This is a genomic window from Oleisolibacter albus (assembly GCF_003336875.1).
In the GTDB taxonomy this organism is placed as follows: domain Bacteria; phylum Pseudomonadota; class Alphaproteobacteria; order Azospirillales; family Azospirillaceae; genus Niveispirillum; species Niveispirillum album.
On sequence record NZ_QGNJ01000013.1, the window covers coordinates 36,734 to 51,919 of the forward strand.

Consider the following 15,186-nt stretch of genomic DNA (forward strand, 5'->3'; position numbering starts at 1 on the left):
GCAAATCCGCAGCCGTCGGGGCCGGGGCGGCTGTCCGCCCCCGGCCCCCGCGGCCCTCATCCCTTGAAATAGCGGTGCGGCGCGAAGGGCAGCGCCGCCACCTTGGCCGGCAGCGGCTTGCCGCGCACGATCAGCTGCACCGGCGTGCCCACGGCGGCATGGGACGCGGCCACATAGCCCATGGCCACCGGCGCGTTGACCGTGGGGCCGAAGCCGCCGCTGGTGATCTCGCCGATGCGGTTGCCGTCCGGATCCTGGATCTCGGTGTGCTCGCGGGCGGGGGCGCGGCCCTCGGGCTGGATGCCCACGCGCTTGCGCGTCACCCCGTCCTTCAGCTGGGCCTGCACCACCGCGGCGCCGGGGAAGCCGCCCTCGGCCTTGCGCCGCTTCGAGATGGTCCAGCCCAGCGCCGCCTCGATCGGCGTGGTCGTGGTGTCGATGTCGTGGCCGTAGAGGCAGAGCCCGGCCTCCAGCCGCAGCGAATCACGGGCGCCCAGGCCGATGGCCTCCACCTCCGGCTCGGCCAGCAGCAGCCGGGCCAGGGCCTCGGCCTCGCCGCCGGCGACGCTGACCTCGAACCCGTCCTCGCCGGTGTAGCCGGAGCGGCTGACCTGCACGGCGATGCCGCCGATGCGGGTGGCCAGCATCGACATGAAGGGCATGGACGCCGTCTCCGGCGCCAGCCGGGCCATGACCGCGGCCGCCGCCGGCCCCTGCAGCGCCAGCAGCCCGGCCTCGTCGCCCAGATACTCGATCTCCACGCCCGGCAGGTTGGCGTGCAGATGCGCCAGATCGGCCGTCTTGCAGGCGGCGTTGATGACGACGAACAGCTCGCTGTCGCTGATCCGGGTGACCATCAGGTCGTCCAGGATGCCGCCGGCCGCGTTGGTGAACATGGTGTAGCGGATGCGGCCCGGGGCCAGCGCCAGCAGGTCGCCGGGCACCAGCGCCTCCAGGGCACGGGCGGGATCGGCGCCACGCAGCCGCACCTGCCCCATATGGGAGACATCGAACAGCCCGGCCTTGTCGCGGGTATGCAGATGCTCCTTCAGCACGCCCAGCGGATACTGCACCGGCATGTCATAGCCGGCGAAGGGCACCATCTTGGCCCCCAGCGACCGGTGCAGGGCGTTCAAAGGCGTGGAGAGGACGGTATCGGACGAAGAACCCACGGGTGCGGCTCCCGGACAGAGGTCATCCCGCCCGGGACCATCCCGCGCAGGCCTGCCCCCCTCTGTCCTGGCCCCTGAGAGATTCACGGGGGACGGTGCCCCGTTTACTCCGTCGGTGGGCTGTCGGCCCGGCACGGATGCCGGCCCCGCCTGCTTTCCAGATGCGCCTACCCCCTGCGGTCCTTCTGCCTGAGAGTTTCCGGGGGCGGTTGCTCCTTCGGCGCCGGCCACTCCCGCAGGGGGAACGGCCGGTCTCTCCCGCATGGGGTCGTCGGCAATACGGGCGCCACACTATCCGATGGCGCCTTGGAGTCAACTGGTCAGACGAACCGGGCAGGCCCGGGCGTCCCGGCTCAGCGCTTCTCGTTCATGGCCCGGTTGGCGTCGAGCTGCGTGGTGTCCAGCTGGAAGCTGACCAGCACCTCGTACCAGCGGGCATCCATGGTCTTGGGCGCGGGAATGACCTGCTGGAAGCGTTCGCGCACCATGCCTGTGCCGTTGTTCAGCGGCACGGCGCTGTTGAACACCTGCTTGCTCAGCACGTTGCGCTGCGGATCGGTCACCGCCACGAAATACTGCACGGGCACGCTGCTGCCGGTGCCGTTGGCGGTAATGGTCAGGATGGCGTCCACGGTCACGCCGGTGTCGCTGTAGCTGCAATCGCCCTGGATGTTGGCCAGAAGCGCATCGCCGCCGGCCTGCTTCACCAGCGCGCCGTCGCGGACGATGCCCAGGTTCGGGCAGCCGGCGATGAACCCGGTGCTCTCGCCGCAGCCGCTGAGCGACAGCAGCGCGGCACCGGCCAGGGCCAGCGCATGCCACGGCCGGGCGGCTTTTCCGGTCGGCGTTCCTATATTATGGTCGGTGCGGGTTGTCATCGAACGGGTGCTCGCCAGAGTCGATCGGAGATACGTCTGTCCGCCCGCTTTCGGGGGCGCCGTGACAATAGAGAACCAGACCGTGGGGCACAAGCCCGCCCCCGACCGCACCCCGCCCTTTCCCGCCAGTCATCGGAAGTGTTCATGAGCCAGAAGCCCGCCCTGCACGTCCTCCTCGCCGCCCCGCGGGGTTTCTGCGCCGGCGTGGACCGGGCCATCCAGATCGTGGAGGTGGCGCTGGAGAAATACGGCGCCCCCGTCTATGTGCGGCATGAGATCGTGCACAACCGCTTCGTGGTGGAAAGCCTGGAGCGCAAGGGCGCCGTCTTCGTCAAGGAACTGGACCAGGTGCCGGACGACCGGCCGGTGGTGTTCTCCGCCCATGGCGTGCCGAAATCCATCCCGGCCGAGGCGCAGCGCCGCAACCTGCTCTATGTGGATGCCACCTGCCCCCTGGTCAGCAAGGTCCACCGCGAGGCCGAGCGCCACCACAAGGACGGGCGCCAGATCGTGCTGATCGGCCATGCCGGCCATCCCGAGGTCATCGGCACCATGGGCCAGCTGCCGCCCGGCGCCGTGCTGCTGGTGGAGACGGTGGCCGACGTGGCGGCCCTGCATGTGGATGATCCCGACAATCTGGCCTTCGTCACCCAGACCACCCTGTCGGTGGACGACACGGCGCAGATCACGGCGGCCCTGCGCGCCCGCTTCCCGGCCGTCGCCGGCCCCCTGCGGGAGGATATCTGCTACGCCACCACCAACCGGCAGGCCGCGGTCAAGGCCATCGCCGCCCGGGCCGATGCGCTGCTGGTTCTGGGCGCGCCCAACAGCTCCAATTCGGTGCGGCTGGTGGAGGTGGCGCGCCAGCATGGCTGCGGCCGCGCCATGCTGGTGCAGCGGGCGGCCCAGATCGACTGGGACCGGATGGACCGCATCGGCACCCTGGGCATCACCGCCGGCGCCTCGGCCCCGGAAGTGCTGGTGGAAGAGGTGCTGGCGGCGCTGCGCAGCCGCTACCATGTCAGCGTGGAGGAGGTGGTGACCGCCACCGAGAGCGTCACCTTCAAGCTGCCGAAGGTGCTGGCGGCGGAATAGACGGCGGCGGGAGCCGCCGGCCGGCCGTCCCCGCAGGGGGCTGGCCGGGCCCCCCGCCGCGTCCGGTCGGGATCGCGGCGGGGCATGTGGCGGGACAGAAGGCGGGACCGGACCGTCAGGCCGCCTTGATCGCGCTCAGGAAGGTCTCGACCTGGTGCTTCATGGTCTCGGCCTGACGCGCCAGATCGCCGGCCGCCCCCAGCACCTGGCTGGCGGCGGCGCCGGACTGGCCGGCGGCCTCGGTCACCTGGACGATGTTGCTCGACACCTCCTGCGTGCCGGTGGCCGCCTGGGAGACATTGCGGCTGATCTCGGTGGTCGAGGCCCCCTGCTGCTCCATGGCCGCGGCGATGGAGGTGGAGATCTCGTTCACCTGCTCGATGGTCTCGCCGATGGCACCGATGGCCGTGCAGGTCTCGGCCGACACCTTCTGCACCGAGGCGATCTGGGACGCGATCTCCTCCGTGGCCTTGGCCGTCTGCGAGGCCAGGTTCTTCACCTCGCTGGCCACCACGGCGAAGCCCTTGCCGGCCTCGCCGGCGCGGGCCGCCTCGATGGTGGCGTTCAGCGCCAGCAGGTTGGTCTGCGCCGCGATGGCCTGGATCAGGTTCACCACATCGCCGATCTTCTGCGTCGCCTCGGCCAGCCCGGCCACCGTGCCGTTGGTCTGGCGCACATCCTGGGCCGCCTTCTCGGCGATGCTCTTCGACCGCGCCACCTGATGGTTGATCTCGGCGATGCTGGCCGCCATCTCCTCGGCCGCCGCCGCCACCGTCTGCACATTGGCCGTGGTCTGCTCGGCCGCCGCCGCCGTGGCCGAGGCCTGCCGGCTGGTCTCCTCCGACATGGCCGCCAGGCTCTGCGCCGTGGCATCCAGCTCCGTGGCGGCCGCACCGAAGGCCCGCAGCGACTGGCTGGAGGTCTCGTCGAACTTCCGCACCAGGGCGTCGATGCGGGCGGCGCGGGCGGCCTTGGCCTCCTCCTCCGCCTTCTGCGCCGCCGCCAGACGGTCGGCCTCAATCAGCCCCTCCTTGAACACCTGCACGGCCTGGGCCATGGCCCCGATCTCGTCGCCGCGCTCGGCACCCGTCACCTCGGCCGTCAGCTCACGCCGGGCCAGACGCCCCATCACCGCCGTCAGCTCATGCACCGGCGTCGACACCGTGGACACCGTCACCACACCGGCACCGACCGACAGCACCACCGCCAGGACCAGCGCGATGAGGATGCCCATGCTGGCCTGCCCGTCGGCATCCTCGACCTGCCGCGTGGCCTTTTCCCCTTCCTTCTCGTTTAGGGCCACCACTTCTTCCATGGCCGCCAGCGACTGCTCCAGTTGGGTGCGCATCTCCCCGTTATAGATGGCGAAGGCGCCATCCTTGTCGCCGGCGCGCATCTTCTTCTCCATCTCCGCCGCCTTGGGCAGGAAGGCGGCCCAGGCCCGGTCGAACCGGTCGATCTGCGGCCGCTCGACCGAGATCAGCGGCTCATAGGCCTTGCGCTGGCTGGCCACGATGTCGGCCATGGCGGCCATCTTGGTCAGGCGGTCGGCAATCTCGTCCTTGTCATCCGACAACAGGATGAAGGCCTGGTACCGCCGGTAATTCAGCGCCGCCTTCAGCATGGCGTTGCTCTTGACCACCGAAGGCAACGAATTTCCGGCCACCACATCGACAGCGGCCCGGATGGTGCTGAGCTGCATGCGGGCAAAACCGCCCAGGCCCAGACAGATCAGCAGAATCAGACCGAACGTGGCAAAGATCCGGGTCCGGATCGTGAAATCGGTTACATTGACCATCGAAATCCCCCCAACCTTCTGTTAACTTCCCACAGTTCTATACCTTTCGGTTTAGTCCATTTGAGAGTCAATCTATACCGATGCCCACGGATTCCATGGCCAGAATCGATAATTTTATAATTTTATTGCTTGAAATTTGAAATTTATGAACATTTCGGAGGTCCGATTTTCCGACTCTTTTCATTAGATAAATACCGAACCTAAACCGTGACAGCGGCTGTTCATCGAGTCGGACCGCAGAAATGGCCGGGTTTTGTCTTTCATTGACGCAGTAAACCTACAAAAGCACTCTTTTGACCGCCGCAGACGGATTTCCGGCCACCACCAGGTTTCCGAATGGTTAAAAATGCCCGCACCCCGCCCCCGGTGCGGGCTGGCGCAGGGGCTGGTCACGCGGGATGCTCTTGACGCAGAACTGGGCGGCCAGGGGGCGCCGATCAGAACTTTGGTCCGGTGCGTCGTGGCCGCCGGTCCGCGTCGCCTCCCGATCGGTCCGCACGCCGGGATGATGTGACGGACCTTGCACCGGGGGCCGGCTTGACCGATGCCCCTTCCCCTCCGGAACCGGGCTTCACGCGGGGCGGGTCCGGCACGGCGCCGCCACTGAAATAGGCCGACGGTGTGACACCGAGCATCCGCTTGAACAGCGCGATGAAGGCGCTGACGCTGTCATAGCCCAGGTCGAAGGCCACATTCGTCACCGGCGCTCCGTCGGCCAGCAGCTCCAGCGCGCGCATCAGCCGGGCCCGTTGCCGCCACACGGTGTAGCTGTAGCCGGTTTCGACCACGAAGCGGCGGCTCAGCGTGCGCTCGGACACGCCGGCCCAGGCCGCCCACGCCCCCATGTCGCGCCGGTCCCCGGGGTCCTTGAGCAGGGCGCGTGCGATCCGGACAAGGCGCTGATCGACCGGCATCGGCAGATTGAAGGGCTCGATGGGGGCAGCCCTCAGTTCATCGAGAAGCACCATGGCAAGGCGCCACTGCGCCTCGTCCATCTCCTGTCCTTGCCAGCCGGAGACCCGGATGACCGCTTCCTGCAACAGTCCCGAGACCTTGATGATGCAGGGCCGGTCCGGAAGCGTCGCGCAGGCCGTGTCCGCGATATAGCAGCTCCACCCCTCCACCGCGCCATGGGTGTAGCCAAAGTGCCGCTGATGGGGAGGAAGCCAGACCGCATGGCCGGCGGGAACCACCCAGGTGCCCGTCTCGGTGCCCATGGTGATCAGCCCGCGGCGCTGGCCGCAAAGCTGGCCGCGCCGATGGCTGTGCATTCCCAGTTCGCCATATTCCGCTCGCGTGTCGTAGACCGCGATGATGACCGGTTCGCGTGAATCGGCGGCAACAAGGGCGAACTTTTCCTCAAGCATGGCGTAAACCCGCTAACAATTGGCCGCGATAGCTTAGCGGCGCCTTTTATCCGGCGCTAGAGTGCGCCGGACAGGAGAAAGACTGGAGCAAGCCCGTGACCGAACAGCCCCCGCCGTCTGTCGCGCCCGACCTCGATCGGCTCTATGATCCGCCCGCGGAGCACATCCAGAAGGCGGTCATGCACGAACTCGCCGCCTTCCATGCCGCCTATCTGGCCAGGGCGACCTTCTTCTGCCTCGCCACCGGGCGCGACACGGGCCTGGATGCATCGCCGCGCGGCGGCCCGCCGGGATTTGTCAGGATGCTGGATTCCAAGACCATCGCCTTTGCCGACTGGCCGGGAAACAACCGGATCGAGTCCATGCGCAACCTGGTCGAGGACGACCGGCTGGGAATGCTGTTCCTGTTTCCGGGCCTGGAGGTCTTCCTGCGGATCAACGGGCGCGGGCGCGTCACCGACGATCCGGCCCTCCGCGCCAGCCTCGCCGAGGGCGGGAAAATCCCCAAGACGGCGATCCTTGTGACCGTGAACGAAGTGCTGTTCCACTGCGGCAAGGCCGTGAACAGGGCAAGGCTGTGGGCGCCGGAATCGCGGATCGAACACCGTGCGCTGCCGACCCCCGGCCAGATGCTGGCCGCCATGACCAGGCAGGACGAGGCCGCGGCCGAGGCCATCGACAAGCGCTATGCCCATGCCGTGCGGTACGATCTGTACGGGTGAGACCGCATCCCGATGCCCCCCCTGGGTGCTGCTGAAAAAAACGCCCGCACCCTGTCCCAGGTGCGGGCGGAGAAGAGCGGGCCGACGATCCAGTCCGGGGCGGCGCCTCCGGGACAGCGCTCCCGGCACAGCGCCCCCCGGCACAGCACCCCTGCGCGGCACCTCCGGGTACGGTGCGGCAGGCCGGGGATCAGCGCCCCGGATAATCCGGGGCGCCGCGGTCCCCCCAGCGATCGCCGCAGCGGCCGAAGACCTCCTCATAGCGGCCCAGCTTGCGCTTCGGCAGGATCAGGGCGGCGACGACATAGGCCAGCAGGGTCGTGCCGGCGAAGAAGACCAGGGACAGCACGGCCAGCAGGCGCACGACCCAGGTCTTGATGCCAAGCCACCAGGCCACGCCGGCACAGACGCCGAAGATGAGACCGTTGGCGGGGTCCTTGCAGAGCTTGCGGCTGCGGGCGGAGCGGGCGATGTGGTCGAACGTGGTCAAAGGGCTCTCCATCGAAGGCGGTGATATCGGGCGAACGGGGGTGCAAGGGGATCGGGCAAAGCCGGCGGTCAGCCGCCGGCCACGCGGCGGCGCAGCGCCTCCAGGTCGCGGCGGACGCGGTCTTCGGCGTCCAGCGCCGCCAGTTCCTCTGCCGGGGTGCGCGGGCGCCGGCCCATGGCTTCGACCTCGGCGGCGGCTTCGATCTCGTCGATGCCGCGCTCCAGGTCGGCGCAGCGGGCCAGGGCCTCGTCCAGGCGGCCATCCTCCAGGCTGGTGCGCACGCGCAGCCGGTCCACCGCCCCGCGGTAACGAGTGCTGAGGCTGCGGCGCCGGGCCTGGGCCTCGGCCAGCTTGGTCTCCAGCCGGGCGGCATCCTCGCCCAGCTGGCGGATGGCCTGGTTCAGCCGCTCGATCTCGGCGCTCAGCGGCTCGGCCTGGCGCCGCAGTTGCTCGCGGCTCCACAGGGCGGCGCGGGCCAGATCCTCGCGCTGGTGCGACAGGGCCAGCTCGGCCTTGCGCTCCCACTCCAGCATCGTGAACTCGGCGGCCTGCCAGCGGGCTTCCAGCGCCTTGCGCTCGGCGATCAGCCGGACCGTGCCGCAGCGCGCATCGGACAGGGCGTCCTCCATGGCGCGGATGGCCTGGGCCAGGGTCAGTGCCGGATCGTCCGACCGGTCCAGCACCGAGGAGAGATTGGCATTGATCACATCGCTGAGGCGGTTCATCAGGCCCATGGCCGTCATCCCTGGCAGGCGGAAGGGAAGGCTGTGTCGGTGCCGATCAGAAGGCTTCGGCCAGGATGGCCAGCAGCACGGCGGCGGAGGCCAGCACCGGCACCAGCTCGGCGGCGGTCACCACATCCATGACCTGCTCGAACAGGTCGCTCGTGGCGGAGGTGGCGGCGGTGGTGGCGGCGGCGGCGGAGGTGGTCAGGGTCAGGTCGGTCATTGTCGTCATCCTTGGTTGGCCGTGCGGCGGTTGGCGTTGCGGTGGCCGGTGCGGCCATGCCTCGTCAAAAGCAACCGGCGTGCCAACTGCCGCAGTGCCCGGATTTCCTTGTCTTTTTCCAGATCACCCCCCGAATGCGCAGCGTCAGCCGCCACCGTGTGGCGGTTTTCGCCATTTTCGTGCCGTTTTTACCAACTGGCCTCACCGGCCCCGCCAGACCGGCCCTTTCGCGACAGGACCACGCCTGGTCTGCCCCTCCACCCGACCCGCCAACCCCATGGCCGGGGCCGCGCGCGGGCCGGCCGCAGAGATGCCATGGCCATCATCGCCGCCTCGTGGACAATAGTCCTATTCTGTGGTTCCCTGTCCGGACGATGCCGCGGCATCAGGATCTTGGACATGGTGAAACCACACACGCTTAAGGTGACAGCGACAAAAGGACTTAATTGGCGTTTATATACCTGCCAAACTCAAGCTTGGGCGGTACTGTAGGGGCATCAAGGAGATGCCCCTATGTCCGTCCTGCCCGCCCCGTACTTCCACGATGAAGAAGCCGCTTACGCGAAGCTGGAGAGCGTCGTGTGGCCGAACGGCCCGGCGTGCCCGCACTGCGGCGGCGTGGAGCGGATCGGCAAGCTGAAGGGCGGCGCCACCCGCATTGGCGTCTACAAGTGCTACCAGTGCCGCAAGCAGTTCACGGTGAAGGTCGGTACGGTCTTCGAGTCCAGCCACGTCCCGCTCTACAAGTGGTTCCAGGCTTGCTACCTGCTGTGCTCTTCCAAGAAGGGCATCAGCTCCCACCAGCTCCACCGCGTTCTGGAAGTCACCTACAAGACAGCTTGGTTTATGACGCACCGTCTCCGCGAAGCCATGAAGACGCTGGGCTTCGAGCCGATGGGTGGCCAAGGCGCGACCGTTGAGGCGGATGAGACCTACTTCGGTGAGAAGGAGGTCAAGACATCCAACGGCAAGCGCGGCCCAGCCAACAAGCGTTGCGTCGTCGCCCTGGTCGAGCGTGGCGGCAACGTCCGCTCGTTCCATGTGGCCCGCGCTACCAAGCAGGGCGTGCGCGATATCCTGAAGGCGAATGTCGATCCGGCCACTTGCCTGAACACCGACGAAAGCCGCCTCTATAAGGAGGTTGGGCAGGAGTTCGCTGGGCACGCCACCGTAAACCACTCCGCCAAGGAGTACGTTCGCGGCGACGCCTACACGAATACGATTGAGGGGTACTTCAGCATTTTCAAGCGCGGCATGAACGGCATCTACCAGCACTGCGCCGAGAAGCATCTGCACCGCTATCTGGCAGAGTTCGATTTCCGCTATAATGAGCGCAAGGTAGATGATAGCGAGCGCACAGAAGCAGCTCTGAAGGGCATCGTGGGCAAGCGTCTCACCTACCGGCGGTCTAACCAGGAGCAAGGGATAGTGTGTCGAGCCCAACTCGACACACTATATATTGATGGATAAGCAGTCAACCCAGTACGAGTTGCCGTTCGATAGTCCGTTCTCCGTGAACGACAACCCCGCGCTATGGACCCCGCGAGAAATCTGGGTGAGGCTGAATCAGCGCCTAATGGGGTATTTCGCTGAAGACCGCCGTATTGATTACAAGCGGGCGAATCGGGTCGATTTCGAAGACTTGGCGACATATTATAGCGCATTCTCTAACACGCCAGATGGTGGAGTGCTGGTTTTTGGCTCCGATAGCAAGGGCAATGCTCTTGGTTGCTCTAACCTTGACGTTAAAGTTCTGAACAAAATCGAAAGCTTCCACCTCAATATGTGCCCGCAGGCGCGTCCCGAGATTAAGAGGTTCGGGGTGGTTGTTGGGGATCAGCAAGATTTTTGCCTTGCGATCTATATTCCATATATTGGACGCCTAGTCGAAACCAATAAGGGAGAGGCGTGGATACGTTACGGCGATAGCCGCCATAAAATGAGTGATGAAGAAAAGCGTGACTTCAGGGCAACGCGGCAAGAATTGTCGTTCGAACTTGAGGTATCACCTTATGCATTCCCTGCCGATTTTGACCTACGGATTGTGCAAGATTATTGCGATGCATTTAGGCAGCGTGAAGGTCGGCCAAGCTGGAGCAATGAAGAAATCTTAGCAGATCGCGAGCTTGGCCGCCGCGATGGCGAAAAGTTTATACCATTTAATAATCTTGTTCTTCTTGCCGCCAAAAATCCTCGCCGGGCTATTCCTGGATGCCGCGTTCGCATACAGCGTTTTCATACGGAGGCCGAAGGAACAGGAGAGAACTACAACCCAATAAAAGATAAATGGGTGGAAGGAAACATCGTAAAGATTTTGACCGAGGCGCAAGACATTATTCAGGACACCATTTTTGACGTTACATGGCTTAACAAAGAAGGAAAATTCGTCACAACTCCTGAATACCCGAAGTGGGCATGGTTTGAGGCATTAGTTAATGCGTGTGTACATCGTTCGTATAGCTTTAGTGGCAGTGAAATAACAGTGAAATTCTTTCCAGAAAGGCTTGAGGTAGAGAGTCCTGGAGGTTTTGTGCCGCCCGTTAGCGAGCTGACAATTTACAGCGCACGAGCCACTAGAAATTATCATCTTATGGATGCTTTGCGATACCTCGGATATGTCCAGATGGCGCGCGAGGGAACGCGACGCATACGGGACAGCATGAATGATTGGGGGCTTCCAGCCCCGTTGTTCAAGCAAGAAGCATTGCACGGCGTCATTGTGCGCGTCACATTGCGTAACGATCACGAGTCACGCAAGCGCGCAACAGACCGCGACGTTGCTCAGTTCTTTGGAGTTGATGTTTGGAAAACGCTCCAGGAGCATGAAGTTAAGATTATCGGGTACGCTTTCCGGAATAGAATGATACAGGTGTCAGAAGCGGCTCGCGTTACCGGAAGGACATGGCATACAAGCAAAAAGGACTTGGATAGGCTTACGCGTAAGGGGCTTCTAGAGTTCCAGGCTGGGGAATATGAACGCGACCCTAAGGCCCATTACAAGATCAGAGGGCAAGATGAACAAGCATAATCCTCATGACGGCACCAATGACCAGATCAAGCGCTTCCAGGACGCCGCCCGCGAACTTGGATGCGACGAGGACGAAGCCGCCTTCGAGGACAAGCTACGGCGGATCGCGAAGGGGAAGCCGAAACCTGAAACCGACGTCAAGGCTGAAGACGAAGAAGCCCCGGAGTGATCCGGGGCTTCTTGCTTAGAACACACCATCCTTGATGGCTTGCTCCAAGGCCGGAAGGACGATGGTAGTATAGACGTGCCTCTGCTTGTCGGAGAGAATGCCTTCGCCAGCATCAGAGACAAGCTTGACGATGCCATAAGCCGGAGTGCCTTCTTCCAGATACCCGCCAGCATCAATCATAGCGCCCAGCTTATCCGATAAGTCGAAATCAACGTGGTCATTCCAGCCCATTGCGAATGCCCCCTTGGTTGCCAACGCGGCATCATACCATGGGACAGAGCGTTACGCGATGCTGGGTTTGAGAAGTATATAAACGCCACTTAATTCCTGTCACCTTTGTCACCTTAAGCAGCATGTTTCTTTGATTTTCAATGGATTGACGGCTCGCAGCGCCCGCGGCGATGTCGCCTTAAGGTCGCGTTAGCGTCGCCTTTGGTCGCCTTTGGTCGCGTTGGCGTCGCCTTTGCGTCAACCGATGTCACCTTGACGGCGGCCCCGGCGCCGGCCCCGTCAGCGGCTGTCGCGGCGATTGACCGGCCGGGCGGAACCGGCTACCCACGGGGAATGGCCGTCTATACCGAAGTCTCCGACGAGGATGTGCGCAACTTCGTCGCCCAGTACGATCTGGGCGCGGTGTTGTCCTGCAAGGGCATCGCCGAGGGGGTGGAGAACAGCAACTACCTGCTGGTGACGGAGCACGGCCCCTATATCCTCACCCTGTATGAAAAGCGGGTCGATCCGGTCGAACTGCCCTTCTTCCTGGGGCTGATGGGGCATCTGGCCGCCCATGGCGTCACCTGCCCGCAGCCGGTGCCGGCCCGCGACGGCGACGCCCTGCGCGCCCTCTGTGGCCGGCCGGCGGTCATCGTCACCTTCCTGGCCGGCATGTGGCCGCGCCGGGTGCTGCCGGAGCATTGCGCCGGCCTGGGCGAAGGGCTGGCACGGCTGCATCTGGCCGGGGCCGGTTTCGCCCTGACCCGCCGCAACAGCCTGTCGGTGGCGGGCTGGCGCCCGTTGTTCGACTCCTGCCGCGACCGGGCCGACACGGTGAAGCCGGGGCTGGCGGCGGCGCTGGCGGCGGAGCTGGACCATCTGGAGGCGCACTGGCCGGCCGACCTGCCGTCCGGCGTCATCCATGCCGACCTGTTCCCGGACAATGTCTTCTTCCGCGATGGCCGCCTGTCCGGCCTGATCGACTTCTATTTCGCCTGCAACGACCTGCTGGCCTATGACGTGGCCATCTGCCTCAACGCCTGGTGCTTCGAGCCGGACGGGTCGTTCAACGTCACCAAGGCCCGGCTGCTGCTGGCCGGGTACGCCCGGCTGCGGCCGCTGTCGGCGGCGGAGATGCAGGCCCTGCCCCTGCTCTGCCGCGGCAGCGCCATCCGTTTCCTGCTGACCCGGCTCTATGACTGGCTGAACACGCCGGCCGGGGCCCTGGTCAAGCGCAAGGACCCGCTGGAATATCTGCACAAGCTGCGCTTCCACCAGCAGGTCAAGAGCCCGGCCGAGTACGGCCTTTCCCTTCCTTCTCCTTGAGCGGCCATGAGCGACAGCACTGAAACCGGCGTCGATGTCTTCACCGACGGCGCCTGCTCCGGCAATCCCGGTCCCGGCGGCTGGGGCGCCATCCTGCGCTGGAACGGCATCGAGAAGGAGCTGAAGGGCGGCGAGCCGGAAACCACCAACAACCGCATGGAGCTGATGGCCGCCATCCAGGCCCTGTCGGCCCTGAAGCGGCCCATGCTGGTGCGGCTGCACACCGACAGCCAGTATGTGAAGAACGGCATCACCGGCTGGATCCACGGCTGGAAGCGCAACGGCTGGAAGACCGCCGCCAAGGACCCGGTGAAGAACGAGGATCTCTGGCGCCGGCTGGATGATCTGGTGCAGAAGCACCAGGTGGAGTTCCACTGGGTCAAGGGCCATGCCGGCCATCCCGAGAATGAGCGGGCCGACCAGCTGGCCCGCGAGGGTCTGCGGGACGCGCGCAGCGCCTGACCGGGCCTGTGTCCGGGCCGGTCCCGCCGGGCCGGCCCCACCGGATCGGCATCATTGCGCCATTTCCGCCACTTCTTCGCCATTCCCGCCACGGCCCGGCCAGATGATCCGTGGCCGTCCGCGCCCGTCCGGCCCTGGCACGGCCCTTGCTGGTCTCCGGCCCAGACCTGACCTGCCGGGAGCATCCGCACCATGATCCGCCGTCCCCTCCTCCTCGCCGCCGCCCTGGCCCTGCTGACCGGCCCGGCCCTGGCCGACAGCTACAGCACCAGCCGCCTGCATGTGCGCGGCGTCATCGGCGAGGTGACGGTCACCGTGGTCCCCGGCGCCAGCCGCATGGAGGTGCAGGTCACCGGCACGCCCGAGCGCGTGGCCCGCATCCAGGTGCGTCCGGAGGGCGACCGGCTGCGCATCGAAGAGGAACGGGAGCGCAACCGCACCTCCGAGATCAAGGCGGACAATAGCCTGACCGTGGCCGTGACCGTGCCCGCCGGCAGCCCGGTGGAGCTGGACGACCTGATCGGCACCGTGCGGATCGGCGATCTGGACGCGCCCCTGTCGGTGCAGTCGGGCATGGCCCTGGACCTGGAGGCCGGCCGCGTGACCCAGGCCTCCCTCTCCGTCTCCGGGGCCGGCGACCTGACCGTGGGCGCGGTGTCCGGTGCGCTCTCGGTCTCGATCAGCGGGGCCGGGTCGATCAAGACCGGCGCCGTCGGCGGCCCCACCTCGGTGGCACTCAGCGGCTTCGGCAGTGCCAGCATCGCCAGCGTCTCCGGCCCGGTCAGCATCCAGGTCAGCGGGGCCGGCGATGTGGACATCGAGGGCGGCCACACGCCCAGCCTGGACGTTTCCGTCTCCGGCATGGGCAATGTCCGCTTCGACGGCGTGGCCGACCGCCGTCAGGTCAATACCTCCGGCATGGGCAATGTGGAGATCGGCGGCTGATCGCCGGATGCCGGGGTGGCATCGGGGCGCCCCATATGTTAAGGGGCGCCCGGCGCTGTCCCCATCCGCTGGAGAGAAGCATGAAGTTCCTGCACACCATGGTCCGCGTGACCAATCTCGAGGAGTCGCTGGAATTCTACTGCGGCAAGCTGGGCCTCAAGGAGACCCGCCGCATGGAGAACGAGAAGGGCCGCTTCACCCTGGTCTATCTCGCCGCCGACGAGAATCCCGAGGCCGAGGTCGAGCTGACCTACAATTGGGACCCCGAGGTCTATACCGGCGGCCGCAATTTCGGCCATCTGGCCTTCGCCGTGGACGATATCTACGCCACCTGCCAGTCGCTGATGGACAAGGGCGTCACCATCAACCGCCCGCCGCGCGACGGCTACATGGCCTTCATCCGCTCGCCCGACAACATCTCCGTCGAGCTGCTGCAGAAGGGCGGCGCCAAGGCGCCGGCGGAACCCTGGGCCAGCATGCCCAACACCGGCGTGTGGTGATCCCGCACACGCGGAGTTGATCCGGCCGGCGCCCCTTCACGGTGGCGCCGGTTTCGTTTGTGGGTACCTTGCG

17 protein-coding genes and 1 riboswitch are annotated in these 15,186 nt (G+C 65.7%); of the genes, 9 read left to right on the plus strand and 8 right to left on the minus strand.

Features of this window, described 5'->3' with window-relative positions; all coding sequences use genetic code 11:
* Positions 1–56: 56 nt before the first annotated feature.
* Both gcvT and DK368_RS16405 read right to left on the minus strand, forming a co-directional pair.
* Complete coding sequence (gene gcvT, locus DK368_RS16400; RefSeq protein WP_114395058.1) at positions 57–1,172, minus strand: glycine cleavage system aminomethyltransferase GcvT; 1,116 nt, start codon at positions 1,170–1,172, stop codon at positions 57–59.
* Positions 1,173–1,339: 167 nt separating this feature from the next.
* Positions 1,340–1,443: riboswitch (glycine riboswitch) on the minus strand.
* 82 nt (positions 1,444–1,525) lie between these two features.
* On the minus strand, positions 1,526–2,050 hold the full coding sequence (locus DK368_RS16405) for a hypothetical protein (RefSeq protein ID WP_114395059.1): 525 nt from the start codon (positions 2,048–2,050) through the stop codon (positions 1,526–1,528).
* Between the two features lie 144 nt (positions 2,051–2,194).
* On the opposite strand from DK368_RS16405, the gene ispH reads away from it, so the two are divergent.
* Positions 2,195–3,145: a 4-hydroxy-3-methylbut-2-enyl diphosphate reductase gene (gene ispH / locus DK368_RS16410; RefSeq protein ID WP_114395060.1), complete on the plus strand. Its 951-nt coding sequence runs from the start codon at positions 2,195–2,197 to the stop codon at positions 3,143–3,145.
* A gap of 115 nt (positions 3,146–3,260) precedes the next feature.
* On the opposite strand, the gene DK368_RS16415 is transcribed toward ispH, so the two are convergent.
* Both DK368_RS16415 and DK368_RS16420 read right to left on the minus strand, forming a co-directional pair.
* Positions 3,261–4,943 (minus strand): methyl-accepting chemotaxis protein, encoded by a 1,683-nt coding sequence (locus tag DK368_RS16415; RefSeq protein WP_114395061.1) that lies wholly within the window; start codon positions 4,941–4,943, stop codon positions 3,261–3,263.
* Between the two features lie 437 nt (positions 4,944–5,380).
* Positions 5,381–6,310 (minus strand): AraC family transcriptional regulator, encoded by a 930-nt coding sequence (locus DK368_RS16420; RefSeq protein WP_114395062.1) that lies wholly within the window; start codon positions 6,308–6,310, stop codon positions 5,381–5,383.
* Positions 6,311–6,405: 95 nt separating this feature from the next.
* Here DK368_RS16420 and DK368_RS16425 point away from each other — a divergent pair, with 95 nt between their 5' ends.
* Positions 6,406–7,032 (plus strand): pyridoxamine 5'-phosphate oxidase family protein, encoded by a 627-nt coding sequence (locus DK368_RS16425; RefSeq protein ID WP_114395063.1) that lies wholly within the window; start codon positions 6,406–6,408, stop codon positions 7,030–7,032.
* A 190-nt stretch (positions 7,033–7,222) separates the two neighbouring features.
* On the opposite strand, the gene DK368_RS16430 is transcribed toward DK368_RS16425, so the two are convergent.
* The 3 genes from DK368_RS16430 to DK368_RS21465 all read right to left on the minus strand — a co-directional run bounded on the left by DK368_RS16430 (position 7,223) and on the right by DK368_RS21465 (position 8,470).
* A complete protein-coding gene (locus DK368_RS16430; RefSeq protein WP_162306066.1) occupies positions 7,223–7,522 on the minus strand; it encodes a PspC domain-containing protein in 300 nt (99 codons plus the stop codon).
* A gap of 68 nt (positions 7,523–7,590) precedes the next feature.
* Positions 7,591–8,256 (minus strand): PspA/IM30 family protein, encoded by a 666-nt coding sequence (locus DK368_RS16435; RefSeq protein ID WP_162306067.1) that lies wholly within the window; start codon positions 8,254–8,256, stop codon positions 7,591–7,593.
* Between the two features lie 46 nt (positions 8,257–8,302).
* Positions 8,303–8,470 (minus strand): hypothetical protein, encoded by a 168-nt coding sequence (locus DK368_RS21465; RefSeq protein ID WP_155524605.1) that lies wholly within the window; start codon positions 8,468–8,470, stop codon positions 8,303–8,305.
* Positions 8,471–8,983: 513 nt separating this feature from the next.
* Here DK368_RS21465 and DK368_RS16445 point away from each other — a divergent pair.
* The 3 genes from DK368_RS16445 to DK368_RS16455 are packed head-to-tail and all read left to right on the plus strand — an operon-like array spanning position 8,984 to position 11,667.
* A complete protein-coding gene (locus tag DK368_RS16445) occupies positions 8,984–9,940 on the plus strand; it encodes an IS1595 family transposase (protein ID WP_114395067.1) in 957 nt (318 codons plus the stop codon).
* Between the two features lie 43 nt (positions 9,941–9,983).
* A complete protein-coding gene (locus tag DK368_RS16450; RefSeq protein WP_162306068.1) occupies positions 9,984–11,498 on the plus strand; it encodes an ATP-binding protein in 1,515 nt (504 codons plus the stop codon).
* A complete protein-coding gene (locus tag DK368_RS16455; RefSeq protein WP_114395069.1) occupies positions 11,485–11,667 on the plus strand; it encodes a hypothetical protein in 183 nt (60 codons plus the stop codon). The genes DK368_RS16450 and DK368_RS16455 overlap by 14 nt, the downstream gene beginning before the upstream one ends.
* 15 nt (positions 11,668–11,682) lie before the next feature.
* Here the strand turns inward: DK368_RS16455 and DK368_RS16460 are convergent, their stop codons facing one another.
* On the minus strand, positions 11,683–11,898 hold the full coding sequence (locus DK368_RS16460; RefSeq protein ID WP_114395070.1) for a hypothetical protein: 216 nt from the start codon (positions 11,896–11,898) through the stop codon (positions 11,683–11,685).
* Between the two features lie 333 nt (positions 11,899–12,231).
* Here DK368_RS16460 and DK368_RS16465 point away from each other — a divergent pair, with 333 nt between their 5' ends.
* The 4 genes from DK368_RS16465 (at position 12,232) to DK368_RS16480 (ending at position 15,113) form a co-directional block, all read left to right on the plus strand.
* Positions 12,232–13,206, plus strand: a complete 975-nt coding sequence (locus tag DK368_RS16465; RefSeq protein WP_114395071.1) for a homoserine kinase — start codon at positions 12,232–12,234, stop codon at positions 13,204–13,206.
* Between the two features lie 6 nt (positions 13,207–13,212).
* The gene (gene rnhA / locus DK368_RS16470; RefSeq protein WP_114395072.1) at positions 13,213–13,668 is read left to right on the plus strand and encodes a ribonuclease HI; all 456 of its coding nucleotides are present in this window, start codon (positions 13,213–13,215) and stop codon (positions 13,666–13,668) included.
* 192 nt (positions 13,669–13,860) lie between these two features.
* Positions 13,861–14,613: a GIN domain-containing protein gene (locus DK368_RS16475; RefSeq protein WP_114395073.1), complete on the plus strand. Its 753-nt coding sequence runs from the start codon at positions 13,861–13,863 to the stop codon at positions 14,611–14,613.
* 80 nt (positions 14,614–14,693) lie between these two features.
* Positions 14,694–15,113, plus strand: a complete 420-nt coding sequence (locus DK368_RS16480) for a VOC family protein (RefSeq protein ID WP_114395074.1) — start codon at positions 14,694–14,696, stop codon at positions 15,111–15,113.
* Positions 15,114–15,186: the final 73 nt, after the last annotated feature.